The sequence below is a fragment of the Pseudactinotalea sp. Z1732 genome, assembly GCF_049724975.1.
In the GTDB taxonomy this organism is placed as follows: domain Bacteria; phylum Actinomycetota; class Actinomycetes; order Actinomycetales; family Beutenbergiaceae; genus CALKWS01.
Genome location: NZ_JBMPQC010000003.1, coordinates 241,644 through 264,275, shown reverse-complemented (window position 1 = coordinate 264,275; position 22,632 = coordinate 241,644). Strand labels below are relative to the sequence as shown.

At 70.7% G+C, this 22,632-nt stretch carries 23 protein-coding genes; 17 read left to right on the top strand and 6 right to left on the bottom strand.

The genetic code is table 11. The features are described 5' to 3' along the window. The first annotated feature begins 166 nt into the window (after window positions 1–166). The gene (locus ACPL7H_RS08505) at window positions 167–472 is read left to right on the top strand and encodes a glutaredoxin family protein (protein ID WP_424796523.1); all 306 of its coding nucleotides are present in this window, start codon (window positions 167–169) and stop codon (window positions 470–472) included. Window positions 473–587: 115 nt separating this feature from the next. On the opposite strand, the gene ACPL7H_RS08500 is transcribed toward ACPL7H_RS08505, so the two are convergent. After that, the gene (locus ACPL7H_RS08500; RefSeq protein ID WP_424786380.1) at window positions 588–1,124 is read right to left on the bottom strand and encodes a YceI family protein; all 537 of its coding nucleotides are present in this window, start codon (window positions 1,122–1,124) and stop codon (window positions 588–590) included. A gap of 83 nt (window positions 1,125–1,207) precedes the next feature. Between ACPL7H_RS08500 and ACPL7H_RS08495 the strand changes: the two genes are divergently transcribed. The 7 genes from ACPL7H_RS08495 to ACPL7H_RS08465 all read left to right on the top strand — a co-directional run bounded on the left by ACPL7H_RS08495 (window position 1,208) and on the right by ACPL7H_RS08465 (window position 7,289). Further along, the gene (locus ACPL7H_RS08495) at window positions 1,208–1,729 is read left to right on the top strand and encodes a MarR family winged helix-turn-helix transcriptional regulator (protein ID WP_424796522.1); all 522 of its coding nucleotides are present in this window, start codon (window positions 1,208–1,210) and stop codon (window positions 1,727–1,729) included. Window positions 1,730–1,778: 49 nt separating this feature from the next. Continuing rightward, entirely contained in the window at window positions 1,779–2,423 is a 645-nt protein-coding gene (locus ACPL7H_RS08490) for a histidine phosphatase family protein (protein ID WP_424796521.1), read from the top strand. 16 nt (window positions 2,424–2,439) lie between these two features. Next, window positions 2,440–3,024 (top strand): TlpA family protein disulfide reductase, encoded by a 585-nt coding sequence (locus tag ACPL7H_RS08485; protein WP_424796520.1) that lies wholly within the window; start codon window positions 2,440–2,442, stop codon window positions 3,022–3,024. After that, the gene (locus ACPL7H_RS08480) at window positions 3,024–3,803 is read left to right on the top strand and encodes a cytochrome c biogenesis CcdA family protein (RefSeq protein ID WP_424796656.1); all 780 of its coding nucleotides are present in this window, start codon (window positions 3,024–3,026) and stop codon (window positions 3,801–3,803) included. Before ACPL7H_RS08485 ends, ACPL7H_RS08480 begins: the two co-directional genes overlap by 1 nt. Next, complete coding sequence (gene resB, locus ACPL7H_RS08475) at window positions 3,803–5,530, top strand: cytochrome c biogenesis protein ResB (protein ID WP_424796519.1); 1,728 nt, start codon at window positions 3,803–3,805, stop codon at window positions 5,528–5,530. Before ACPL7H_RS08480 ends, resB begins: the two co-directional genes overlap by 1 nt. After that, window positions 5,530–6,606, top strand: a complete 1,077-nt coding sequence (gene ccsB, locus ACPL7H_RS08470) for a c-type cytochrome biogenesis protein CcsB (RefSeq protein WP_424796518.1) — start codon at window positions 5,530–5,532, stop codon at window positions 6,604–6,606. Before resB ends, ccsB begins: the two co-directional genes overlap by 1 nt. A gap of 155 nt (window positions 6,607–6,761) precedes the next feature. After that, a complete protein-coding gene (locus tag ACPL7H_RS08465; protein ID WP_424796517.1) occupies window positions 6,762–7,289 on the top strand; it encodes a DUF2087 domain-containing protein in 528 nt (175 codons plus the stop codon). A 31-nt stretch (window positions 7,290–7,320) separates the two neighbouring features. On the opposite strand, the gene ACPL7H_RS08460 is transcribed toward ACPL7H_RS08465, so the two are convergent. Next, entirely contained in the window at window positions 7,321–7,989 is a 669-nt protein-coding gene (locus tag ACPL7H_RS08460) for a PLD nuclease N-terminal domain-containing protein (protein WP_424796516.1), read from the bottom strand. Window positions 7,990–8,012: 23 nt separating this feature from the next. Between ACPL7H_RS08460 and ACPL7H_RS08455 the strand changes: the two genes are divergently transcribed. Then, window positions 8,013–8,423, top strand: a complete 411-nt coding sequence (locus tag ACPL7H_RS08455) for a DUF4229 domain-containing protein (protein WP_424796515.1) — start codon at window positions 8,013–8,015, stop codon at window positions 8,421–8,423. A gap of 64 nt (window positions 8,424–8,487) precedes the next feature. Here ACPL7H_RS08455 and ACPL7H_RS08450 read toward each other — a convergent pair whose 3' ends face one another. Continuing rightward, entirely contained in the window at window positions 8,488–9,360 is an 873-nt protein-coding gene (locus ACPL7H_RS08450; RefSeq protein ID WP_424796514.1) for a 1,4-dihydroxy-2-naphthoate polyprenyltransferase, read from the bottom strand. Window positions 9,361–9,529: 169 nt separating this feature from the next. Next, on the bottom strand, window positions 9,530–10,675 hold the full coding sequence (gene menE / locus ACPL7H_RS08445) for an o-succinylbenzoate--CoA ligase (RefSeq protein ID WP_424796513.1): 1,146 nt from the start codon (window positions 10,673–10,675) through the stop codon (window positions 9,530–9,532). Window positions 10,676–10,708: 33 nt separating this feature from the next. Between menE and ACPL7H_RS08440 the strand changes: the two genes are divergently transcribed. Both ACPL7H_RS08440 and ACPL7H_RS08435 read left to right on the top strand, forming a co-directional pair. Continuing rightward, window positions 10,709–11,770, top strand: coding sequence for a DUF3048 domain-containing protein (locus ACPL7H_RS08440; protein WP_424796512.1), 1,062 nt, complete (start codon window positions 10,709–10,711; stop codon window positions 11,768–11,770). Between the two features lie 137 nt (window positions 11,771–11,907). Beyond that, window positions 11,908–12,120, top strand: coding sequence for a hypothetical protein (locus tag ACPL7H_RS08435; RefSeq protein WP_424796511.1), 213 nt, complete (start codon window positions 11,908–11,910; stop codon window positions 12,118–12,120). A gap of 16 nt (window positions 12,121–12,136) precedes the next feature. Here ACPL7H_RS08435 and ACPL7H_RS08430 read toward each other — a convergent pair whose 3' ends face one another. Next, window positions 12,137–13,099, bottom strand: a complete 963-nt coding sequence (locus ACPL7H_RS08430) for a 1,4-dihydroxy-2-naphthoyl-CoA synthase (RefSeq protein WP_424796510.1) — start codon at window positions 13,097–13,099, stop codon at window positions 12,137–12,139. A gap of 152 nt (window positions 13,100–13,251) precedes the next feature. Here ACPL7H_RS08430 and ACPL7H_RS08425 point away from each other — a divergent pair, with 152 nt between their 5' ends. The 4 genes from ACPL7H_RS08425 (at window position 13,252) to ACPL7H_RS08410 (ending at window position 18,601) form a co-directional block, all read left to right on the top strand. After that, window positions 13,252–14,211, top strand: a complete 960-nt coding sequence (locus tag ACPL7H_RS08425) for an o-succinylbenzoate synthase (RefSeq protein ID WP_424796509.1) — start codon at window positions 13,252–13,254, stop codon at window positions 14,209–14,211. Next, on the top strand, window positions 14,196–15,884 hold the full coding sequence (gene menD, locus ACPL7H_RS08420; protein ID WP_424796508.1) for a 2-succinyl-5-enolpyruvyl-6-hydroxy-3-cyclohexene-1-carboxylic-acid synthase: 1,689 nt from the start codon (window positions 14,196–14,198) through the stop codon (window positions 15,882–15,884). Before ACPL7H_RS08425 ends, menD begins: the two co-directional genes overlap by 16 nt. A 59-nt stretch (window positions 15,885–15,943) precedes the next feature. Beyond that, window positions 15,944–17,335 (top strand): UTP--glucose-1-phosphate uridylyltransferase, encoded by a 1,392-nt coding sequence (locus ACPL7H_RS08415; RefSeq protein WP_424796507.1) that lies wholly within the window; start codon window positions 15,944–15,946, stop codon window positions 17,333–17,335. A gap of 360 nt (window positions 17,336–17,695) precedes the next feature. Next, complete coding sequence (locus ACPL7H_RS08410) at window positions 17,696–18,601, top strand: endonuclease domain-containing protein (protein WP_424786363.1); 906 nt, start codon at window positions 17,696–17,698, stop codon at window positions 18,599–18,601. 150 nt (window positions 18,602–18,751) lie between these two features. On the opposite strand, the gene ACPL7H_RS08405 is transcribed toward ACPL7H_RS08410, so the two are convergent. Then, entirely contained in the window at window positions 18,752–20,098 is a 1,347-nt protein-coding gene (locus ACPL7H_RS08405; RefSeq protein ID WP_424796506.1) for an isochorismate synthase, read from the bottom strand. 98 nt (window positions 20,099–20,196) lie between these two features. Here ACPL7H_RS08405 and ACPL7H_RS08400 point away from each other — a divergent pair, with 98 nt between their 5' ends. Both ACPL7H_RS08400 and ACPL7H_RS08395 read left to right on the top strand, forming a co-directional pair. After that, complete coding sequence (locus ACPL7H_RS08400; RefSeq protein ID WP_424796505.1) at window positions 20,197–20,892, top strand: demethylmenaquinone methyltransferase; 696 nt, start codon at window positions 20,197–20,199, stop codon at window positions 20,890–20,892. 423 nt (window positions 20,893–21,315) lie between these two features. Next, entirely contained in the window at window positions 21,316–22,626 is a 1,311-nt protein-coding gene (locus ACPL7H_RS08395) for a geranylgeranyl reductase family protein (protein WP_424796504.1), read from the top strand. Window positions 22,627–22,632: the final 6 nt, after the last annotated feature.

Below are 22,632 nucleotides of genomic sequence, written 5' to 3'. Positions count from 1 at the left end.
CCTAACCATGCCCGCCGCGTTCCCACGAACACTCACGGCCCGGAGCCGCGGAGATTTCCGGACGCGGCGGGGCGCACCAACGCGGCCGGTCCGGGTGCACGCCGGCCGCGTGGACCGGTGCCGCGGCGGCCGGAAGGATACCGGCGCGGGCCGGTATCGTGGATGCGTGGATGAGTCGATGGTGCGGGTCGAACTGGTGGTGCGGGAGCAGTGCCACCTGTGTGAGCAGGCGCGCCGGGTGGTGCGCTCGGTCTGTGAGCCGGCGGCCGTGGACTGGGTCGAGGTGGATGTCGACGAGGACCATGCACGGCAGCGCCGGTACGGCGAACTCGTGCCGGTGGTGCTGGTCGACGGGGTTCAGGTGGACTACTGGCAGATCGACCCGGAGCGGCTGCGGGCGGCCGTGCAGGGAGCGGGCACGCCCGGGCGGCGTGGGCTTCGCGATCTGCTGCGCCGGCGCCGGCAGCAGTAGCGGCAGCCCGCCGGGCCCATGACGGGCGGGCAGGCGGGGGAGCGAGCGAGCGCCCGGGCCGCGGCCCGGGCGCTCGCCTTCGGTCTGGGCAGCGATGCTGCCGGCAGTGCCGGTGTCAGCCCTGCAGGATGCCCACGACCTCCAACTCGATGGCGACCTTATCGCCCACCAGGACGCCGCCGCCCTCGAGGGCCACGTTCCAGGTCAGCTCGAAGTCCTTGCGGGAGATCGAGGTGGTCCCGGAGAACGCGGCACGGGTCTCCTGCTCCGGGCCGGTGCCCACGCCGTCGAGTGCGGCGTTCAGGGTGACCGGCTTCGTGACGCCATTGATGGTCAGGTCGCCGGAGACCTCCAGGTCGTCGGCGGTGCCGCTGACCGAGGTGGAGGTGAAGTTCCAGGTCGGGTTCTGCTCGGCGTTCCAGAAGTCAGGGCTGGTCAGGTGCTGGTCTCGCTGCTCGTTGCCGGTGTCCACGCTGGCTGCGTCGATCTGCACGCTCGCCGAGGACTCGGTGATCGGATCGCCGACGGTCAGTGAGCCGGAGAAGACGGCCATCGAGCCGCGCACCTTGGCGATGCCGGCGTGGCGGACCGAGAAGCCCAGGTTGGAGTGGGCGGCATCGATCTCGTAGGTACCGGGGGTGAGGGTGGACATGCAGTGACTCCTTGAGTGGTAGGTAGTTCAACGTTCAAGCATGTAGTTGAACATGGAACTATCCCTGTGTCAAGATGGTGCCCATGAACGAGACCGGAACCCGCTGGCTGACCCCGCATCAGCAGCAGCAGTGGCGCGCGATCCAACGCGGTATGGCATTGGTCACCGATCGCCTCGACCGTGACCTGGTGGCGGCCGAGGGGCTGAGCCTGCATGAGTACGAGGTGATGGTGCGCCTGTCGGAGGTCCCGGAACGCCGGCTGCGGATGTCCACGCTGGCCGATCAGCTTGTCCACTCCCGCTCGCGACTGACCCACACCGTGGGCCGGATGGAGGCCAAGGGCCTGGTCAGCCGGTGCAAGGCCGACGGCGACGGGCGGGGGGTGCAGTGCGTGCTGACCGACGCCGGGTTCGAGCGGCTGGCCGCAGCAGCACCCACCCACGTCGCTTCGGTCCGGCGGCGTCTGGTCGATGTGCTCGACGACGACCAGCTGGACGCACTCGGCGCTGCCTTCACCCGGATCGCCGCGGTGATCGAGGAGTCGACGACGACGCAGCCCCAGCCCGCCCTGGCGGGACCGGCCGAAGGGGTCGCCCGGGGCTGAGCCGGCACCGCTGGCGCAGAAGGCCGTGGAAGTTTGCGAGACTGGTGCCATGCGTCGAACCGTCGTCCATCTCCTGCGTCATGGTGAGGTCTACAATCCGGCCGGGGTCCTCTACGGCCGTGCCCCCGGCTACCACCTGTCCGAGCGCGGAGAGGCGATGGCCGAGCGGATCGCACAGACCTTCATCGACCGGGGCGCCGACGTCACCCACGTGGTGGCCTCACCGCTGTTGCGGGCCCAGCAGACCGCGACGCCGCTGGCCCGGGCCTACGACCTGGGCATCCACACCGATGCGCGCGTGATCGAGGCGCGCAACCACTTCGAGGGGCTGGCGCTGAACTCCAACCCTCGCGAACTGCTCAAGCCGGTGCACTGGCCGTTCCTGCTCAACCCGTTCCGGCCTTCCTGGGGCGAGCCCTACACCTCCCAGGTCCGCCGGATGTTCGCCGCGATCCGCCAGGCCCGCAGCGCAGCCGCCGGCCATCAGGCGGTCATCACCGCGCACCAGCTTCCCATCTGGCTGACCCGCCTGGAGCTGGAGGGCCGGCCCAAGTACCACGATCCGCGAAAGCGCGAGTGCGCGCTGGCCTCCCTGACCAGCCTCACCTTCGACGGCGCCACCCTGGTGGACCTGACGTATACCGAGCCGGCTGCCGACCTGCTCGACCCCACCTCGGCGAGCGTCGGTGCGTGAGAGCGAGCGTGGGCGCATGAGGAGGACCGTCCAGGCCGCCGTGGCGGCCCTTGCCGCGTTGGCGCTGCTGGCCGGCTGCGCAGGGTCCGACGGCGGCGCCGGCGCCACCGCGGACGTGCCGGGGTCCGGATATGTCTCCGGGGACGGCAGCGTGGAGACGTGGGCGCCGAGTGAGCGGGGCGAGGCGGTCGAACTGGCCGGGGTCTCCTACGGGGAGGAGGACATCGATCTGGCCGACCTGCACGGCCAGGTGGTGGTGGTCAACTTCTGGTACGCCAACTGTCCGCCGTGCCGTAAGGAGGCCCCGGACCTGGCGGCACTGTCGGAGCAGTATGGGCCCGATGGCGTGCAGTTCCTGGGGGTCAACCACACCGACGCTCCGGGCACGGCACAGGCCTTCGAACGCCGCTTCGGCATCCCCTACCCCTCGTTGCACGATCGTGAGTCCGCCGGGGTGGCGGCGTTCCAAGGGGTGGTGCCGTTGCGCGCGATGCCCACGACCGTGGTGCTGGACACCGAGGGACGAGTCGCCGCGCGGATCCTGGGACTGGCCGAGCGCAGCATGCTGTCCACCTTGATCGACGAGACCCTCGCCGAGTGATGGGCTGGCTGGAGCAGGTGGGCGAGAGTTTCGCCCAGGCCATCTACGGCGGTCCGATGCTGGCGGCGTTGCCGATCGCACTCCTGGCGGGGTTCATCTCGTTCGCCTCGCCGTGTGTGCTGCCCCTGGTGCCCGGCTACCTCGGCTATATCTCCGCCATGAGCGGGGCCGACGCCGGCGGCAAGGGTGCCGCACGCGGATCGCGGCTACGACTGGTCGCGGGCGTGGGATTGTTCATCCTGGGCTTCACTGCGGTGTTCGTGCTGCTGACCATGGCGCTCAGTACCGCCGGGTTGTTCCTGGTGCGATGGCAGGACCTGATCACCCGGCTGCTCGGCGTGCTGGTCGTGGTGCTCGGTCTGGCCTTCATCGGGCGGATCCCGTTCCTGCAGCGCCAGCGCCGCCTGCAGGTCAACCCGAAGGCCGGGGTGTTCGGCGCGCCGGTGTTGGGTGTGGTGTTCGGCTTGGGCTGGACGCCGTGCATCGGCCCGACCCTGGCTGCTGTCCTCGCCCTGGCGCACGAGGCCGCTGCCCCGGGCCGGGCGCTGGCGTTGGTGATCGCCTACTGCCTGGGGCTGGGGGTGCCGTTCATCATGGTGGCCATGGGGCTGAAGTCCTCCGAGCGCATGATGGGCTTCCTGCGCCGCCACCGGGTGGTCATCATGCGGATCGGCGGGGTGATGCTCGTGCTGATCGGTCTGGCCCTGGTCACCGGCCTGTGGGGTGCCCTCACCCAGTGGATGCAGGGCTACATCGCCGACTTCGAGACCATCATCTGATGGCTCGGTACACCCCCGAGGGGTTGCGCGGTGCGCAGGAGGACGACGCCGGCACTGCTGCCGGTCCCGGAGGTGCAGCGGGCCGGAAACAGTCCGCTGCGGCAGTGGGCGCGGCGGGCAACAGGGGCGTTGCGCCGTCCTCGGGCCCGGCCAAGGGGCTGGGCGTGCGCGGTTGGGCGCGCTGGATGTGGCGCCAGCTGACGAGCATGCGGGTGGCACTGCTGCTGCTCCTGCTGCTGTCCGTGGTCGCGATGCCGGGGGCGTTCTTCCCCCAGCGGCGGGTGAACCCGCACCTGGTGGCCCAGTACTACGAGGACAACCCCGCCATGGCGCCCTGGCTGGACCGGGCGTACATGTTCGACGTGTTCTCCTCCCCGTGGTTCTCCGCCGTCTACCTGCTGCTGTTCACCTCCCTGATCGGGTGCATAGTGCCGCGCACGATCACCCACGTACGGGGCCTGCGTGCCCAGCCCACCCGGGTCCCCTCCCGGTTCACCCGGTTCCCGGTGCGCTCCGAGCGTCCGGTACGAGCCCCCGCCGCCAAGGTGGCCCAACGCCTGCACACCTCGTTCGGGTGGCGGTACCGCACCACCGCGGCCACCGAGGAGGGGCGGGGGGCGGGCAGTGCCGGGGAGGCCGTGCACACCATCTCCGCCGAGCGCGGCTACGGCAAGGAGACCGGCAACATCGTCTTCCACCTGGCCCTGGTGGGGCTGTTGGTGGTCACCGCCTGGGGCGAACTGGTGCATTACCGCGGGCAGGCCATGGTCATCGAGGGCACCACGTTCGTCAACTCCGCCCTGGACTACGACTCGTTCGAGTCCGGAGCGCTTTTCGATGCGGACTCGGTGGACCCCTACCGGATCCGGCTGGATGAGTTCGTACCGGACTTCACCGCCGACGCCCAGCCCCGTGACTTCACCGCCCACGTGACCTTGATGCAGACCGATGGGACCACCGCCGACGAGACGATCAGGGTGAACCATCCCCTCGGGGTATCGGGATCCCGGGTGTACCTGATGGGCAACGGCTTCGCGCCGGATCTGACCATCACCGACGCAGCCGGCGAGATCGCGCACGACGGCCCGGTGCCGTTCCTGCCGGCCGACAATGACCCCGGATACACCTCCACCGGCGTGGTGATGGTGCCGGATGCCAATGAGGGACAGCCGCAGTTGGCCTTCAACGGCTCCCTGCTGCCCACCGCACTTGAGGGGGAGGACGGGACCTACCTGGGCTCGGCGTACCCCCAGCCGCTGGACCCGGTGATGATCCTGCAGATGTACGTCGGTGACCTGGGCCTGGACGAGGGCTTCCCCCGCAGCCAGTTCGTGCTCGACACCACCGGCCTGGACCAGGCCACCACCACCGGGGAGGACGGCCAGGAGCGCCCGGTGCAGTTGGAACTGCGTCCCGGAGAGAGCGTGGACCTGCCCGACGGGCACGGCACGCTGACCTTCAACGAGTTGCCGCGGTTCGTGGCACTGGATCTGCGATACGATCCCGCACCGATCTGGCAGGGCCTGTTCGCCACGTTGGCCTTCGGCGGCCTGATCGCCTCCTTGTTCCTGCCCCGGCGGCGGGTCTGGGTGCGTGTGGTTCCCGGCTCCGACGGGACTAGTGTGGTGCACGCTGCGGCGCTGGCCCGTCACGACGATCCCGGGTTGCGCTCCGAGCTGGATCGCATCCTGGGTGTGCTGCCCGACCCGGGCTCGAAGGAGAAATGATGTACGAACTGGAGACCCTCAGCACGCTGCTGGTCTACGGCACAATCGTCAGTTACGTCGTGGCCATGGTGTCCTTCGCCATCGACCTGTCCGGCTTCGGCAGGGATGCCGATTCGAACCGTTCCCGGCGCGCGGCCGGTATCGCGATGAGCACCAGTTGGATGGGCCTGGCCTTCCATGTGCTGGCCGTGCTGCTGCGCGGGATCGCCGCCGAGCGGGTCCCGTGGGCGAACATGTACGAGTTCACGCTGATGTCCACCATGTTCACCATGGCGGTGTTCCTGGTCATCAACCGGTTCACCGACATCCGTTACCTCGGGGTGCTGATCAGCCTGGTCAACGTGACCGGCCTGTTCGTGGCGATCCTGTTGCTGTACGTGGGGGCCGAGGGCGTGCAGCCGGCACTGCAGTCCTACTGGCTCGTGGTCCACGTCTCGGTCGCCACCCTGGCGACCGGGCTGTTCTGCGTCGCCGCGGCGTTGTCGGTGCTGCAGTTGGTACGCGGTCGCGACGAGGTGCAGCGCACGGCGGCCGCGGACCGGACGGCGGAGCCGGACGGCCCCGGTCCCGAGCCTGGTTCCGGGGGTGCGGGCGTCGCGGATGAGGCAGCCGGTGACACACTGGTGGCGGCGCCGGCAGCGAAACGGACCGAGGTCGAGGCGCGATCCCAGGATGGCGCCGTGGCGGTGGACCTGGACGTCCAAGAGCCGGCGCTGCCCCCGGCGCGGGACACGTTCTTCTCCCGGTTGCTCGATGCCTTCCCGTCCGCCCAGTCCCTGGAGCGGCTGTCCTACCGGCTCAACGCGGTGGCGTTGGTGGGATGGACCTTCGTGCTGATCACCGGGTCGATCTGGGCCGAGTACGCCTGGGGCCGTGCCTGGAACTGGGACCCCAAGGAAGTGGTCACGCTGGTGGTCTGGCTGATCTACGCCGCCTACTGCCACGTGCGCCTGACCACCGGCTGGGACAAGAAGACGTTCGCCTACTTCTCCCTGGCCGGGTTCGCGGCGCTGATGTTCAACTACTACGGCGTGAACATCTTCATCAACTCCCTGCACTCCTACTCCGGCATCTAAGGGGCACCGCCCAAGGACCGGCGCGCCGAAGGCATCCAGCATCCGGGTTCGTGCATCGCCGAGCCCGTCGCTCCGCGCGCCGGGTGCGTCCAGGGCGCCGGATGTGTCATGAAAATCTCGTGCCCCCGGTCAGGGACGACGACTAGCCTGCTCTGGTGGATGACAGGCATGACCACCTCGACTGGCGGCCAGTGGTGGCGGCGTTGGCCAATCCGCACAGCCGCCGGATGTTCGCTCACATCGTCCTGGGTGACGATCCCGCAGCAGCCGGTCGCGAACTGAGCCCCTCACGCAGGAGCCACGCGCTCGAGGTGCTGCGCCGGGCGGGCCTCATTCGGGCAGTCGACGGCGGCTACATCGAGCAGAGCGACGTCTTCGGGCGGTTGCTGGCCGCAGCGCCCGGGCCGGAGCGCCCCAAGGGCGTGGAGCGCTTCCTCACCGGGGCGGGAAAGATCGATCGGTATCCCTCGGACGCCCAGGAGCGCCGGGAACTGCTGGAACTCCTCGCGCGGCGCGCCGTCGAAGAGGGAGAAGTCGTACCCGAAGCCGTCCTCAATGACCGGCTCAGCGCGTTCAGCGACGACACCGCGACGCTCCGGCGCTACCTGGTGGACCTCGAGATTCTCGAGCGCACCCCATCGGGCTCGGAGTACGCCCGAGTCGTAGGCACCCGTGCGGGTTGAACCGGAGCTGCGCCGAGCCGGGTGAGGCGCCTCAGCGGCGCCCGTTCTCGTCCTCCTCGGGATGGCGCTTCTCGGCCCTGCTCCCGGAGCGCCCGTCCCGCTCGGGGGTCTCGTCCTCATCCGCCGGGCCGGGGTCGTCGTCCTGACCATCACCGGATCCGCTGCGGTCGTGGTCGCCGCCGGCCGGGTGATCCTCGCCGAGCAGGTCCGGCACCTGGAACTCCTCGGGAACATACAACGGTTCGTCGTCGCCGCCGGCCCCGGAAGACACCGGCCGGTCAGCCCCGGGCGTGCCACCACCCGCGCCGCGATCGCCGTCGGCCGCTCCGGGCTCATCGGTCGGCTCCGGGTCGGGGGCCCCGGTGTCCGCGGGCCGAGGAGGCGCAGCGTCGCGTTGCTGCTGCGCCCGGCGCCGGTCGCGTTCCAGGCGGAACAAGAAGTCCGGGTCATCGTCGGGCGCGAGCGGACCCCGGGGGCGCCGTTGCGGGCCCGAGGAGGGACCGTCGTCGTACTTCCGTCGCATCACCGCGGACACGATCAGCCAGGTCAGGGCACCGGCAAAGGGCAACAGGATGATGATGGCCACCCAGAACCAGTGCGGCAGCCCGAGCCGGATCCGGCTGTCCTGGGTACGCACAGAGTCGATGACGGCGTACGTCATCATCCCGATAGTGATCAGACCGAGGAGTACGTAACGCATTCAAAGAGCCTACGCTGGGAATCATGCCGCTGCTCACTTACACGTTGCTCCGCGTCGCCCTGGTGGTGGGTGCCGGGGCGCTGCTCTATGTGCTGGGTGTGCGGAGCTGGCTGTTGGTGGTCCTCGCGGTGCTCATCGGTGCCGGGCTCTCCTATGTGCTGCTGGCCGGGCCGCGGCAGGCAGCGGCCGACGATCTGGAACGGCGCACCGGTGGGCGCCCCACCAATCTGGAGAAGTCGTTGGCCCGCGACGGTGACGACGAGGACGCCCAGTTCGACCCCCGGGGGCAGGACTACGCCTCCGTGGTCGAGGGCGAGGAGGCGGAGGCGGATGCCGCCCCGCAGGTTGCTGAGCACACCGATCGAGGCGCCGACGAGCACGGCGGTGCCCCTACCGGGGACGACACCGACGGTCCGGCCTCTCCCCGCGTGTGACCGGGCTCGGACGCGGGGGAGCGGGCTCGGATGTGATGAGCGCACAGATGTGACCGAGACCACCTCAGGCCAGCGTGAGCACCCCGCCGAGGAGCAGACCCAGACCCAGCACCACGAAGCCGCTGTCGCGCAGCGTGAGGATCAACGCACCTGTCTGCGCTCCGCGTAGCACCCGGCGGGACAGCACCACCGCCGGCCCTGCCAGTACGGTCACCAGCAGCGCCCACGGCTCCCAGAGGGCCACCGCCACGCCTGCGAGCACACCCAGTGCCATCATCGCGGCGTAGGCACGCCGTGCCCGCACCTGACCCAGGCGCACCGCCAGGGTGCGTTTGCCGGCCGGGGCGTCGGTATCGATATCGCGGATGTTGTTCACCATCAGGATCGCGCAACTGAGCAGGCCCACCGCGAACGCACCCAGCACGGCAGGGGCGTTGATGGTGCCGGCCTGGGTGTAGGTGGTGCCGAGCGTGGCCACCAGGCCGAAGAACACCAGCACGGCCACCTCGCCCAGCCCGGCGTAACCGTAGGGGGAGGACCCGCCGGTGTAGAACCAGGCCGCGAGCACGGCCACGGCTCCCACCCCGATCAACCACCAGGCTCCGGCCAGCGCGCTCAGCACCAGGCCCAGGACCGCGGCCACCGCGAAGGAGGCGAATGCGGCCCGTCTGACCGTGACCGGCCGCACCGCCCCGGTGGCGGTCAGCCGCATCGGTCCCACCCGCTGGTCGTCGGTGCCGCGGACGCCGTCGGAGTAGTCGTTGGAGAAGTTCACCCCGACCTGCAGGGCCAGGGCCACACCGGTGGCGAGCAGCGCGCGGGGCACCGAGGCCGCGCCGGCCCAGGCGGCGGCCCCGGTCCCGATCAGCACCGGGGCGATCGCTGCCGGCAGGGTGCGCACCCTGGCGCCGTGCACCCACGCTGTGAGTGTGGCCATGGTTCTCCGTTCCGACTGACGCGGCGCGACGCGTCGCCGCGAGGCTGGCTGGCGCAGGAGTGTGCGTTCCGAGCGATCCGATCGGCGGGATCGGGTGCGGCCGGTTCGGCGCCCCTGCGCAGCGGGACCGATCGAGGATACCCCTGCCCCTCCGGTGCACCCGGCCGTCTCAGTCGGGGTGGCGCCGCCCCGCGCCGCGGGCCAGGGCCGCGGCAGCCCGCCGGGCCAGCGCTCGTCGGTCCACCTTGCCCGGTCCGCGCAGGGGCACCTCATCCAGCGCCACGGCCGCTCGCGGCACCTGCGGCCCGGACCCGAGTTCGGCGGCCACCACCGAGCGGATCCCGGCCAGATCAGGTGCCTGCGGGCCGGGGCCGTGCAGCACCGCGGTCACCAGCTGCCCCCACTGCGGGTCATCCACCCCGACGACGGCCACCTCGGTGCCGTGGGCCCAGGTGCTCAGCACCCGCTCGATGGGCCCGGGGTGGACATTCACCCCGCCGGTGACGATCACCTCATCCAGACGGCCCAGGACCCGCAACCGGCCCTCGGTGAGGGTGCCGGCGTCCGGGGTGCGCAGCCAGCGCACCCCTCCGGCGAGCACGAACTGATCGTCCTGTCCCGGTTCCTCGCCCAGGTACCCGGTGGCCAGGACGGGCCCGGCGATCAGCACCCGCCCCTCCTCGATCCGCACCTGCACGCCGTTCAACGGCGCCCCGTCATAGACGCACCCACCGCTGGTCTCGGTCATGCCGTAGGTGCGCACCACACGGATCCCGGCGCCAGTGGACTCGCGGAGCAGGGCCGGCGGTAGCGCGGCCCCGCCCACCAGGATCGCACTGCAGGTGGCCAGCGCGGCTCTGACCTGCGGCCCGGCCGTCATCGCGCGGTGCAACTGGGTGGGCACCAGGGACAGGTAGCGCGGCACGTCATCGCGCATCGAGTCGATCGCCCGCGCCAGCGCATGGGGGTCGAAGTGTCCCGGCGCCAGCACCACCGGATCGTGCCCGGCCAGGATCGAGCGGACCAGCACCTGCAGGCCGGCGATGTGTGCACCCGGTACCGCCAGCAGCCACTGCCCCGGGCCGCCCAGTCGCTCGTGGGTGGCCGTGGCCGAATGACGAAGCGCCGCCGCCGCCAGGGCCACCGCCCGTCCGGTCCCGGTGGTGCTGCCCGAGGTGCGCACCACCACCGCGGTGCCCGGTGGAGCCGGCGCCGGGCGCGCGGCGCCGGTCAGGTCCAACCGCACCGGCTCTCCGCCGGCCAGGGCGGTGCGCAGTCGGGCCAGCAGGCTCATCGCGGTGCCCGGGTTCGTCATGACGATAAGGGTAGTTCGCCTAGAGTGGGCCGGGTGAGGTTGAGGTTCCGGGCGTCCCGCAGGGCCGTCGTCGTGCTCGTCGCCGCAGCGATCGGCCTGGCCGGGTGTGCCGGGTCCGAGCCGGAGCCGCTCGAGCCCGAGGTCGTCACCGAAACCCCCGAGCAGTCGGTGGACAAGACACACGCCCCCGACCCGCAGATCGAGGAGGCCTGGCCACTGACCGGGGTCGCCGGTGAGGTCGCCGCCCGGGACGTGATGTCGGTGAAGGTGGAGAACTCGGTGGCCGCCCGGCCGCAGACGGGCCTGCAGAGCGCCGACATCGTGTGGGAGGAGATGATCGAGGGCGGGGAGACCCGGTTACTGGCGGTGTACCACTCCACGGTGCCGGAGACCATCGGCCCGATCCGCTCCCTGCGCCCGATGGACATCCCGCTGGCCACCCCGTTCGGGGGGCAGCTGATCTTCTCCGGTGCCCAGCGCGCGTTCCTCGACGCCGCGCACGCCTCCCCGCTGCAGATCCTCACCAACGATGCCGGTGCGGCCGGCTTCTACAGGTCCGCGGACCGGCGTGCCCCCCACAACGTCTACGGCAACACCGCCGACTTCATCGCCCAGGGCTCGGGGGACGAGGACGTGGAGGCAGCGTTCTCCTATGCCCCCGAACCCGAGTTCGCCACCGCCGTGGCCGAGGGCGAGCCCACCGGGTCGCTGCAGTTGAGTTTCCCGAACACCTCACCGAGTTGGACCTGGGCCACCGATGCCGATGCCTGGCTTCGCAGTGAGGCCGGGGCCGATGCGATGACCACCGACGAGGGCAGGGTGTCCGCGGTGAACGTGCTGGTGCTACGGGTGGAGGTGCACAACACCTCCTATACCGACCCCTCCGGCTCCCCGGTGCCCGAGACGGTCGTGACCGGTTCGGGCGAGGCGATCATCGCCACCGGCGGGCACACCGTCAGCGGCACCTGGAGCAAGGACGCCGACGACGCCCATGTCCAACTGCGCACCGAGGATGGCGATGAGGTGCTGCTCGCCGCGGGTAACACCTGGGTGGAACTGCTGCCCGTCTCGGGCTCCTCGGTCTCCCTGAACTGACGGTGCCGCTGCGGCTTCGGCCCCGCCGGACTGCGACCAGGGTCTGACCCGGCGCACCCCCGTAGGTGGAACCCGGCACCCCGGCTCGATCCCGTCGGGGGACGCGGCGGGAGGCTGCCGCGGCGCACGATCGGGGTATGACCACTCCTACTCCACCACAGCAGAGCACCGCGCATGGAATCGCCATCCCGGCCGGCCGGGCAACCCTGGGTCGGGCCGGCCGCGACTCGCTGCGGCACGACCTGGTGCCGGCCGCGGTGGCCATGCTGATCGTGGTCGTGGTGGTGAGTGCGATCGGGATGGGACTGACCGCGCTGATCACCGGGGTGGCAGGCTTCTTCGGCGGATGAGTCCGTCGTTGCGGACTCAGTAGTAGTACGGGAAGGCGGACCAATCCGGCTCGCGGCGCAGCAGGAACGCATCGCGTCCCTCGACGGCCTCATCGGTCATGTACGCCAAGCGCGTCGCTTCCCCGGCGAACACCTGTTGCCCGGCCAGGCCGTCGTCGGCGAGGTTGAAGGCGAACTTGAGCATCCGGATCGCCTGCGGGGACTTGGTGGCGATGATCCGGGCGTACTCCAGTGCCCGGTCCTCCAGTTCGGCGTGCGGGACCGCCTCGTTGATCGCTCCCCAGGACTCGGCCTGCGCGGCGGAGTACTCCCGGGCCAGGAAGAAGATCTCCCGTGCCCGTTTGTCCCCGACCTGGCGGGCCAGCAGCGCCGAACCGTACCCGCCGTCGAAGGAGCCGACGTTGGCATCGGTCTGCATGAACTTGGCGTGCTCGGCCGAGGCGATGGTCAGGTCCGCCACCACGTGCAGGCTGTGCCCGCCGCCGGCGGCCCACCCCGGGACGACGGCGATGATCACCTTGGGCATGGTGCGCATCAGTCGCTGCACCTCCAGGATGTGCAGACGGCCGGCCCGGGCCGGATCCACGGTCTCCGCGCCCGCGCCGTCGGCGTAGCGGTAGCCGTCCCGGCCTCGGATGCGCTGGTCCCCGCCGGAGCAGAACGCCCAGCCGCCGTCCTTGGGGCTGGGTCCGTTCCCGGTCAGGAGCACGGCGGCCACGTCCGGGCTCATCCGGGCGTGGTCCAGGGCGCGGTAGAGCTCATCGACGGTGTGCGGGCGGAAGGCGTTGCGCACTTCCGGCCGGTCGAACGCGATGCGCACCACGGGCAGGTCCGCGGTGTGCTCGCCGCTGCGGTCCACGCCCCGGTGGTAGGTGATGTCGGTGAAATCCATCCCCGGCACCTCGCGCCAGCGGGCGGGGTCGAAGGTCTGGGAGACCTGGCGGGGCAGTTCGGCACTGGCACGGGGCTGATCGATCACGCCGTCCACCCTACGGCGCCCCGCGTCATCCTGCGGCGGCGCGCGCCCCCCGGACCGTCAGCACCGGCGTACGTCTGATCGGGCCCTGCCGATGCCTGCCCGGCGAGCGGGCTCGGGGGAGCGGGTACGCGCGGCGGGCCTATCCTGGCCAGGTGCCTACGCCGTCGCCCTTCACCTACTCCGTGGGCCTGCGAACCCGTTTCCGCGGTCTTACTGTTCGAGACGGCGTGCTGCTGCGCGGCGAGGCGGGGTGGGCGGAGTTCTCCCCGTTCTGGGACTACGACGACGACGAGGCCCGTACGTGGTGGCGCGCCGCCCGCGCCAGTGCCGACGACCCGTGGCCGGAGCCACGGCGGCACCGGATCCCGATCAACGTGACCGTGCCTGCGGTCGGCCCCGAACGCGCCGCTCAGATCGTGCGCGAGGGCGGGGGGTGCCGCACCGCGAAGGTGAAGGTGGCCGAGCCCGGCCAGGGGGTGGAAGCCGAGCAGGCCCGGCTGGAGGCGGTCCGCGACGCCCTGGGCCCCACCGGGCGGATCCGCATCGACGCCAACGGCGCCTGGGACGTGCCCACCGCGCTGGACCGGCTACGACTGCTGGATCGGGCCGCCGGGGGGCTGGAGTACGTTGAGCAGCCCTGTGCCACCGTGCCCGACCTGGCCACGGTGCGCCGACGCAGCAACGTCCCGGTGGCGGCCGATGAGTCGATCCGCCGGGCCGCGGACCCGATGCAGGTGGCCCGGGCCGGCGCCGCCGATGTGGTGGTGCTCAAGGTGCAGCCCCTCGGCGGCGTGACCGCGGCGCTGCGCATCGCGGAGGACGTGGGCCTGCCGGTGGTGGTCTCCTCGGCGTTGGAGACCTCGGTCGGAATCGCGGCCGGGCTGGCGCTCGCGGCCGCCCTACCGGACCTGCCCTACGCCTGCGGTCTGGGCACGGTGAACCTGTTCACCGAGGATGTGGCGGCCCGGCCGTTGGTCCCCACTGACGGGGTGCTGCCCGTGGGCCGGGTGGCTCCGGATCCGGACCGCCTGGCACGTTGCGGCGCCGATGAGCCGACAAGGCGCCGGTGGCAGGGGAGAATGGCGGCCATGGACGAATGGGCACCGGAGTGAACCTACCCGACCATCCAGCGGCGCTGACCGCCCGGGAGATCGTACGCGCCCTGGTCGCGGCCGGGGTGGATGAGGTGGTCCTGGCGCCCGGTTCGCGCAGCGCCCCGCTGGCGTATGCCCTGCACAGTGCCGAGGCGGCCGGCTGGTTGAACATGACCGTCTGCGTCGATGAGCGCAGTGCCGCCTTCGTGGCCGTGGGGATCGCCCGGCACCGTCCCGTCGCGGTGGTGACCACGTCCGGCACGGCGGTGGCGAACCTGCACCCGGCGGTATTGGAGGCCTCCCACGCGGGGTTGCCGCTGGTGGTCCTCAGCGCCGACCGGCCGCATGAGTTGCGCGGCGTGGGAGCGAACCAGACCACGAACCAGGTGGGCATCTTCGCCACGGCGGTGCGCTGGCAGGGGGAGGTCCCGGCGGCGGACACCGCGACCTCGGCGGTCGTGGGCGTGAACGTCGCGGTGCTGCGTGCGGTCACCGCCGCGCGCGGCTCACGAAGCGCCCATCCCGGGCCGGTCCACCTGAACGTGGCGTTCCGCGACCCACTCGTTCCGGCCGCGGTGTGGGAGCCGGAAGACCGGCCGGTGGATCAGGTGGTCTCCACCGGTGACGGCACCGAGGTGATGCCGACCCTGCTGCCCCGTGGGCCCCGCACCGTGATCGTGGCCGGGGACGGCGCGGGCGCGGCGGCGGTGGAACTGGCGCGGGCCGGGGGTTGGCCGGTGCTGGCCGAACCCACCTCCGGGGCCCGGTCCGCGGCGCAGGCCGTGGCCGCACCCGCTGTGCTCGCTGAGATCCTGGGCGATGAGGTCCAGCGGGTGGTGGTGCTGGGCCGGCCCACGCTGAGCCGGCAGGTCAGCGCCCTGCTGGCGCGCCGGGAGGTGGAGATCGTGGTGGCCGCACCCGGGCCGGACTGGGTGGATGTGGCCGGCTCGGCCGCACTGGTCACCCGGGCCGTGACGGTGCTGGATGAGCCGGGGGCGAGCGAGGTCGCCTGGTTGGACCGGTGGCTCCGCGCCTCCGACCAGGCGCACCAGGTGCTGGAGAGCCTGGCTGCCGAGCGCCTCGGCGGCCCGCAGGTGGCGAGGGCTCTGCTCGGTCCGCGCAACACGGCCGGCACCGTGGTGCTGGGGTCCTCGATGTCGGTGCGCGATGCTGATCTGGCCGCCGGCGTGGGGGCTGGATTCACCCGCGTTCCGGTGCTCGCCAACCGGGGGCTGAGCGGGATCGACGGCACGATCTCCACCGCGACGGGCGTGGCGGTTGCCACCGGTGAACCGGTGCGGGCGCTGATCGGTGACCTGAGCTTCCAGCACGATGTGGGCGGCTTGGCCCGGGGCCGGCTGGAACGGGAGGTGAACGCGCAGGTGATCGTGCTCAACGACGACGGCGGGTCGATCTTCGCCACCCTCGAGCACGGTCGTCCCGAGCTCGCCGAGATCTATCCCAGGGTGTTCGGCACCCCGCAGGGACTGGATATCGAGGCCCTCGCCCGCGGGTTCGGCGCCGCGTATCGCAGCGTGGAGGATGCCGGGGAGCTGGTGGCGGTGCTGGCCGAGCCGGTGCGTGGGCGCTCGGTGGTGGAGGTCAGGCTCGACGGTGCCGCGGCACGCGAGCGGGCCCTGGACCTGCAGGCCCGGATCCGGGACCACGTGGTGGGTGCCGGCGACGGGTGAGGTCACCGGGCCGGTGGTGGCGGAATGCCGCTTCGTCCTCGACCAGTACCGTTGGATCCATGAGTCTCGAGGATGCCCAGCAGAAGATGCGCGACGCCGGCGTGCACGATCGCGCAATCGATGTCTTCACGCACTACTACCGCGAACTGGCCTCCGGTTCGACCGGCATGATCGCCGAGGCCGACATCACACCCCTGACCGACGTGCCCCGGATCGATTCGGTCGAGGTCGCCGCCGAACCGGCCCGCGACGCGCTCGCGCACACGGCGATGATCAAGTTGAACGGCGGGCTCGGCACCTCGATGGGCATGGACCGGGCCAAGTCGCTGCTGCCGGTGCGTCCGAAGATGAGCTTTCTGGACGTGATCGTGGGACAGGTTCGCCACGCCCGGAAGCGCTACGATGTGCTGCTGCCGCTGTTGTTCATGAACTCCTTCCGCACCCGGGCCGACACCCTCGCGGCGCTCGCGGCCTACCCGGACCTGGAGGTAGGGGATCTGGGCCTGGACTTCCTGCAGAACCAGGAGCCGAAACTGCTGGTGGAGGACCTGTCCCCGGTGAGCTGGCCGGCCGATCCTGCCCTGGAGTGGTGCCCGCCCGGGCACGGAGACCTGTACACCGCCCTGGAGGTCTCCGGAACACTCGAACGCCTGCTCGCTGCCGGGTTCCGGTACGCGGCGATCTCCAACTCCGACAACCTCGGCTCGGCGCCTGATGCCCGCATCGCGGGCTGGTTCGCCGCTTCCGGGGCCCCGTACGCCGCCGAGGTGTGCCGGCGCACGCCGGCCGACGTCAAGGGTGGTTACCTGGTGCGCCGGCGCAGTGACGACCGGTTGGTGCTGCGCGAGACGGCGCAGACGCGTGAGGAGGACATGGCCGAGGCGATGGACATCGGCAAGCACGCCTACTTCCACACCAACAACCTCTGGTTCGACCTGCGGGTGCTGCAGCGCACGCTGACCGAGCGCCAGGGGGTGCTCGGTCTCCCGCTGATCCGCAACCTCAAGACAGTTGACCCCACGGACAAGACCTCGGCGCGGGTGTACCAGATCGAAACGGCGATGGGTGCGGCGGTGCAGGTGTTCGAGGGCGCCCGGGCCATCGAGGTCGAGCGCAGCCGGTTCCGTCCGGTCAAGACCACCAACGATCTGCTCGTGCTCCGCTCCGACACCTACGAGTTGGGCGAGGACTTCGTCCTCACCGACCGTGCCGAGACCCCACTGGTGAATCTCGACGAGGAGTACTACAAGAAGATCGCCGACTTCGATGCGCGCATTCCTGATGCGCCCTCCCTGGTCGGTGCCGAGGCCCTGACCGTGACCGGGGACTGGACGTTCGAACCGGACGTGACCGTGCGCGGGCGGGTGCACCTGCGCGGTGATGCCGAACCACGCACCATCCCCTCCGGCACGGTGTACGACGACGTGGACCTGGACGCCACCGCGGACTGACGCCCGCGGCTCACCCCCGCCCGCCCCGCCGCTCCCGCTCCCGCTCCCGCTCCCGGCCCCGCCGCTCCCACTCCCGCGCCGGCCCCGCCGCTCCCACTCCCGCGCCGGCCCCGCCGCTCCCACTCCCGCCGCTCCCGCGCCGGCCCCGCCGCGCCGGAACCATCCAATTGGATGATTCGGGCGCGATTGGCCGGTTGGGCCCCGCCCGAACCAACCAATTGAACCCTTCGGGCGAATTGGTCGAGCGTGGTAGGTGGGCAGGGGCAGGTGGCTGGTGCCGACCTGGCACCTGGTGAGCGGAGCGGTCGCGGCTGTGGATAAGTCCGGGGTCGCGCGTCCGCGATCTGCCAGGGTCGTGTCATGGCCAGCCTCGACCGGACACGTCCGTTCACGGTCCGCCAGGCCCTGGCGGCAGGGGTCACGCCTGCGAGTCTGAAGAACCCGCGCCACTACCGGAGGCTGTTCCGGGGTGTGTATGTCGGCGCAGAGGCCAACGTGGACCTGCAGACTCGCGCTCGCGCCGCGCTCCTGTTGCACCCATCCGGAGCGGTCGCCTCGCACACCACGGCAGCCGCGTTGCAGCGGATCCCGGTGCCGATCGACGCCGATGTCCATGTGACTGTCCTCAAGGAGTCGCATCGGCGCCGTCGCCCGGGCTTGCACAGCCACCTCCGGACGGAAGCGCGCGGACGCGTCGTCGACGGTGTCCCATGTTCCTGGGGTGCCCAACTGTTCACCGAACTCGCCCAGAAACTGCAACTCGTCGACCTGGTGATCGCAGGCGATGCCATGGTCAGGATCGAACGTGTTGCGCCGTCAGTCTTGGTGCCGGCAACCGGTCCGGGCCTGGGGCGGGCCCGCCGTGCGGCAGCCCTGGTGCGTTCCGGGGTGGAGTCCCCGATGGAGACCAGAGTGCGGTTGCTCCTGATCTGGGCCGGCTTTCCGGAGCCGATGATCAATCTGGCACTCAGGCACAGTGCAGGCACCTACCGTCCCGACCTGTGCTGGCCGGACCTCCGACTGGCCGTGGAGTACGACGGGCAGCACCACCGCACCGATCTCGACCAGTGGGAGTCCGACATCCGCCGGCGGGAATGGTTTCAGAGTCAGGGTTGGACGATCCTGACCCTGATTTCGCGGGATGTGTTCCGGCAGCAACAGGAGACGATCCATCGGGTCCACGAGGCGTGGAAAGCGTGCGGCGGCGCGCCCTTCGCGCTCCAGGCGCACTGGCAGGTGCCTTTCGGGCTGGCTGCCGTCGCCTGAACACCGCCGAAACCATCCAATTGGTGCGCTTCAGCGAGGTCAGAGGTCGCAGCCCCGCCGGAATTGTCCAATTGGATGGTTAGGGCGCGTGGGGCTGGGGGTGAGGGGGCGGACGGGACGGATCAGTGCGGGCAGGGCGAACCGCGCGGGTCAGATCCGCAGCGCTGCGCGCATCGGGGCCAGCTTCGCCTCCGCCTCGCCCAGTTCCGCCACCGGGTCGGACGCCGCGACGATGCCGCAGCCGGCAAACAACCGCAACTCCCGCCCGGACGGCTCCACCTGCGCACACCGCAGCGCGATCCCCCACTCGCCGTCGCCGTCGGCGCCGATCCATCCGACCGGACCGGCATAGCGACCCCGGTCCATCTGCTCGTGCTCGGCGATCATCTCGGCGGCTTCGGGCGTCGGGGTGCCGCACACCGCGGCTGTGGGGTGCAGGCGCGCGGCGAGATCGAGGGAACTCAGGTCGGCGTGCTCGGTGGCCAGGACCGCAGTGACGTCGGTGGCCAGGTGCATCACGTTCGGAAGGTGTAGGACGAACGGCGCGTCCTGGGCATTGGTGGAGGCAGCCACCGGGCGCAGGGAGTCCATCAGCGACTGCACCGCGAACTCGTGCTCCTCCAGGTCTTTGGAGGAGCGGGCCAGGGACGCCGCATGGGTCAGATCCGCCTCATCATCCCCGGTGCGCGGGATCGTGCCGGCCAGTACCCGGGACGAGACCAGGCCGCGTTCACGGCGGACCAGCAACTCCGGTGTCGCCCCAATCAGACCGTCGACGGCGAAGGTCCAGGTGGTGGGATAGGCGTGCGCCAGCTGTGTCAGCACCGGGCGTACGTCCAACTCCTCGGTGACTTGGGCGTGCTCCTCCCGAGCCATCACCACCTTGGCCACGTCGCCGCGGCGGATCCGGGCGATCACCCGCTCGACCTGCTCCACCCACTCATCGGCATTCAGGGCGCCGGGCAGGACCTGTACCCCCCGGTGCGGTCGCAACGGACTGACCTGCTCGCGCAACTGCGCCAGCGTCGGAGCCGGGCCGAGCGGGGGCAGCGAGGGCTTCTCATCCACCGGGTCCACCGGGCTCACCGTGGTGATCCAGGTGCGCCCGTCCCGCGAACCCAGCACCACCTCCGGAACCAGCAGCACGCTCGGGGCGCTGGTGGCGGGCGCGAACGTGAACGCCCCGAACGCCACCGGCCCGCTACCGGGCAGGCCCACCTCATCACGAACCACCAGGTGCTCGGTGAACTCGCGCCAGGCGCCCATCGCGTCGGCGAACCGGTCCGGCCCACTGGAGGTGAATCGGGCAACCTGCCCCCAGCCCACCAGACCCGCACCGCGCCGCAACCACAGGTGCGCGGCGTCGGCGCGGGGGCGGGGCAACAGCCCGATCAGATCCCCGTCCGACAGCGTCTCACCGCCGGTGTCGAGTTCACGGGTGCGGACCAACAGCGATGGGGAACCCTTGGAAGCGGGCTGCGGAACGGAGGCGGACATCCCGGTCACCTTAATGTGCCCGGCCATGATTCAGCGCATCGGAGCAGATCGCACTCCGGGCGTTCCCCGCGCGGCCCGGAGTGCGCGAGGATGTCCCCATGTCACGCGCATCCCTGGCCAAGGACCCACGCGACGTTGCAGGAATGTTCGACGGCGTCGCACGCAACTACGACCTGACCAACGACGTGTTGTCGATGGGGATGGACCGGTTGTGGCGCCGCTCCACGTTCCGGGCGGTCGGCGCCGGACCGGGTCAGCGGGTGCTCGACCTGGCCGCCGGCACCGGCACCTCCAGCGAGGACTACGCCGACGCCGGGATCGACGTGGTCTCCTGCGACTTCTCGCCCGGCATGGTCGCCGTAGGAAAGGCCCGCCGCCCGGATCTGGCGTTCGTGGTGGCCGACGCCCTCCAGTTGCCCTTCGCTGATGCCAGTTTCGATGCGGTGACGATCTCGTTCGCGCTGCGCAACCTCGTGGACCCGGTGGCCGGCATGCGGGAGATGGCCCGCGTGACCCGAGCCGGCGGGCGGCTGGTGGTGTGCGAGTTCTCCACCCCGCCCAATGTGGCCTGGCGGGGCCTCTACGGGTTCTACCGCGATCAGGTGCTCCCCCGGATGGCGCAGGTGGTGGGCTCCAACAGCGAGGCGTATGACTACCTCTCGGAGTCGATCGCGGACTGGCCCGACCAGGACGCGCTGGCCGTGCTGATGCACCAGGCAGGGTGGCGCAGTGTGGCCTACCGCAACCTGTCCGGTGGGATCGTGGCCCTGCATCGGGCGACCAAGCCGGTATAGCACCGAGCACCCGGCCCGGGCGCTGGTGATGTCTGTCACAGGGGGTGGCGGCAGGTGGGGCCGGCCGACGACGACGCCGGCCTGGCCGGTCCGGGCGCGCGGCCTGCGGCGGGGCTCGGTGGACAGTGGGAACGCGCGTAACCGCTTACCGGTGACGGTTGAGACCGCCTCGTCCAAATGGCGACAAGCACCCTGAATTAAGCAAGCCGCCCGTCATAGAAATTAGCGGATTTGCACCGCATTCCGGCGCAGGGCAGGCTTGCGATTACCGACCGCCCCGGGCGGGGTAGCCTACCTGTGGGAGCGATCCGCGAACGCGCGGCACTAGTTTGGACAAGGACGAGGAAGAGTCCCGGAACCGACCGGGAGCCATCGCAACCCCACCCCGAACCCCAGACCCTGAGAACGAGGAAGCCGAAAGCCGTGGCCACCGTGGCATACACCCCCGATGCGGACGCCATCGTTGTCGGTGCCGGACCAGCGGGATCTGCCACGGCGCACTACCTGGCCAGTGCGGGCCTGGAAGTACTGCTGCTGGAGAAGGCCACCTTCCCGCGGGACAAGATCTGCGGGGACGGTCTGACGCCGCGTGCGGTCAGCGAACTCGTGCGCATGGGCGTGCCAACCCCGGCCCAGGACGGCTGGATGCGTAACAAGGGCTTGCGGGTGCACGGAGGCGGGCACGTGGTGCACCTGCCCTGGCCCGAGATCCAGCGCTACCCCAACTTCGGCATGGCCAAAGCCCGCGGCTCCCTCGATATGACCCTGGCCCATCACGCCCGCGCCACCGGGGCCAAACTGATGGAGGGCATGAACGTCACCGGCCCGGTGCTGCACGAACGCACCGGCCGGATCATCGGGGTGCGCGTGCGCCAGGTGGACGCGAAGGGCAAGCGACTCCCGGAGGAGGCGGGGGCCGAACGAGTCCTGCACGCTCCCGTCGTCGTCGCAGCGGACGGGGTCTCCTCCCGCCTGGCCACCCAGATGGGTCTGGCCAAGCGTGACGACCGGCCCATGGGAGTGGCGGTGCGCACCTACTTCCGCACACCCCGTCACGACGACGAGTGGATGGAATCGCACCTGGAACTGTGGGAAGGGGAACCGAACGCCTCCCCGCTGCTGCCCGGGTACGGGTGGGTCTTCCCCCTCGGTGACGGCACCGCGAACGTGGGGCTCGGATCGGTCTCCTCCACCGGACGCGCGACCAAACTCGACTACCGCTCCCTGATGGCCACCTGGATGAAGAACGCGCCGGCCGAGTGGGAGTTCACCAAGGAGAACCAGATCGGGCCAGTGCGTGGTGCGGCGCTGCCGATGGCGTTCAACCGGGCGCCGATGTACTACCGCGGGATGCTCATCGTGGGTGATGCCGGCGGCATGGTCTCCCCGTTCAACGGGGAGGGCATCGCCTACGGGCTCCAGGCCGGCCGGATCGCGGCCGACGTGATCGCCCAGGCCCATGTGCGCACCAACGACCTCGCCCGCGAACGCACCCTGGCCAGTTACGCCAGCCGCATGCGAGAGGATCTGGGCGGGTACTTCACGCTGGGCCGGGCGTTCGTCAGCCTGATCGAGCGTCCCGAGATCATGCGCATCTGCACCAAGTACGGTCTGCCCAGACCATTGTTGATGCAGTTCGTGCTGAAGTTGCTATCGGACAGTTACGACACCCGTGGCGGGGACGCCATGGATCGTGTCATCACCGCTCTGACCCGTATCGTCCGGGCTGCGTGAGAGAAG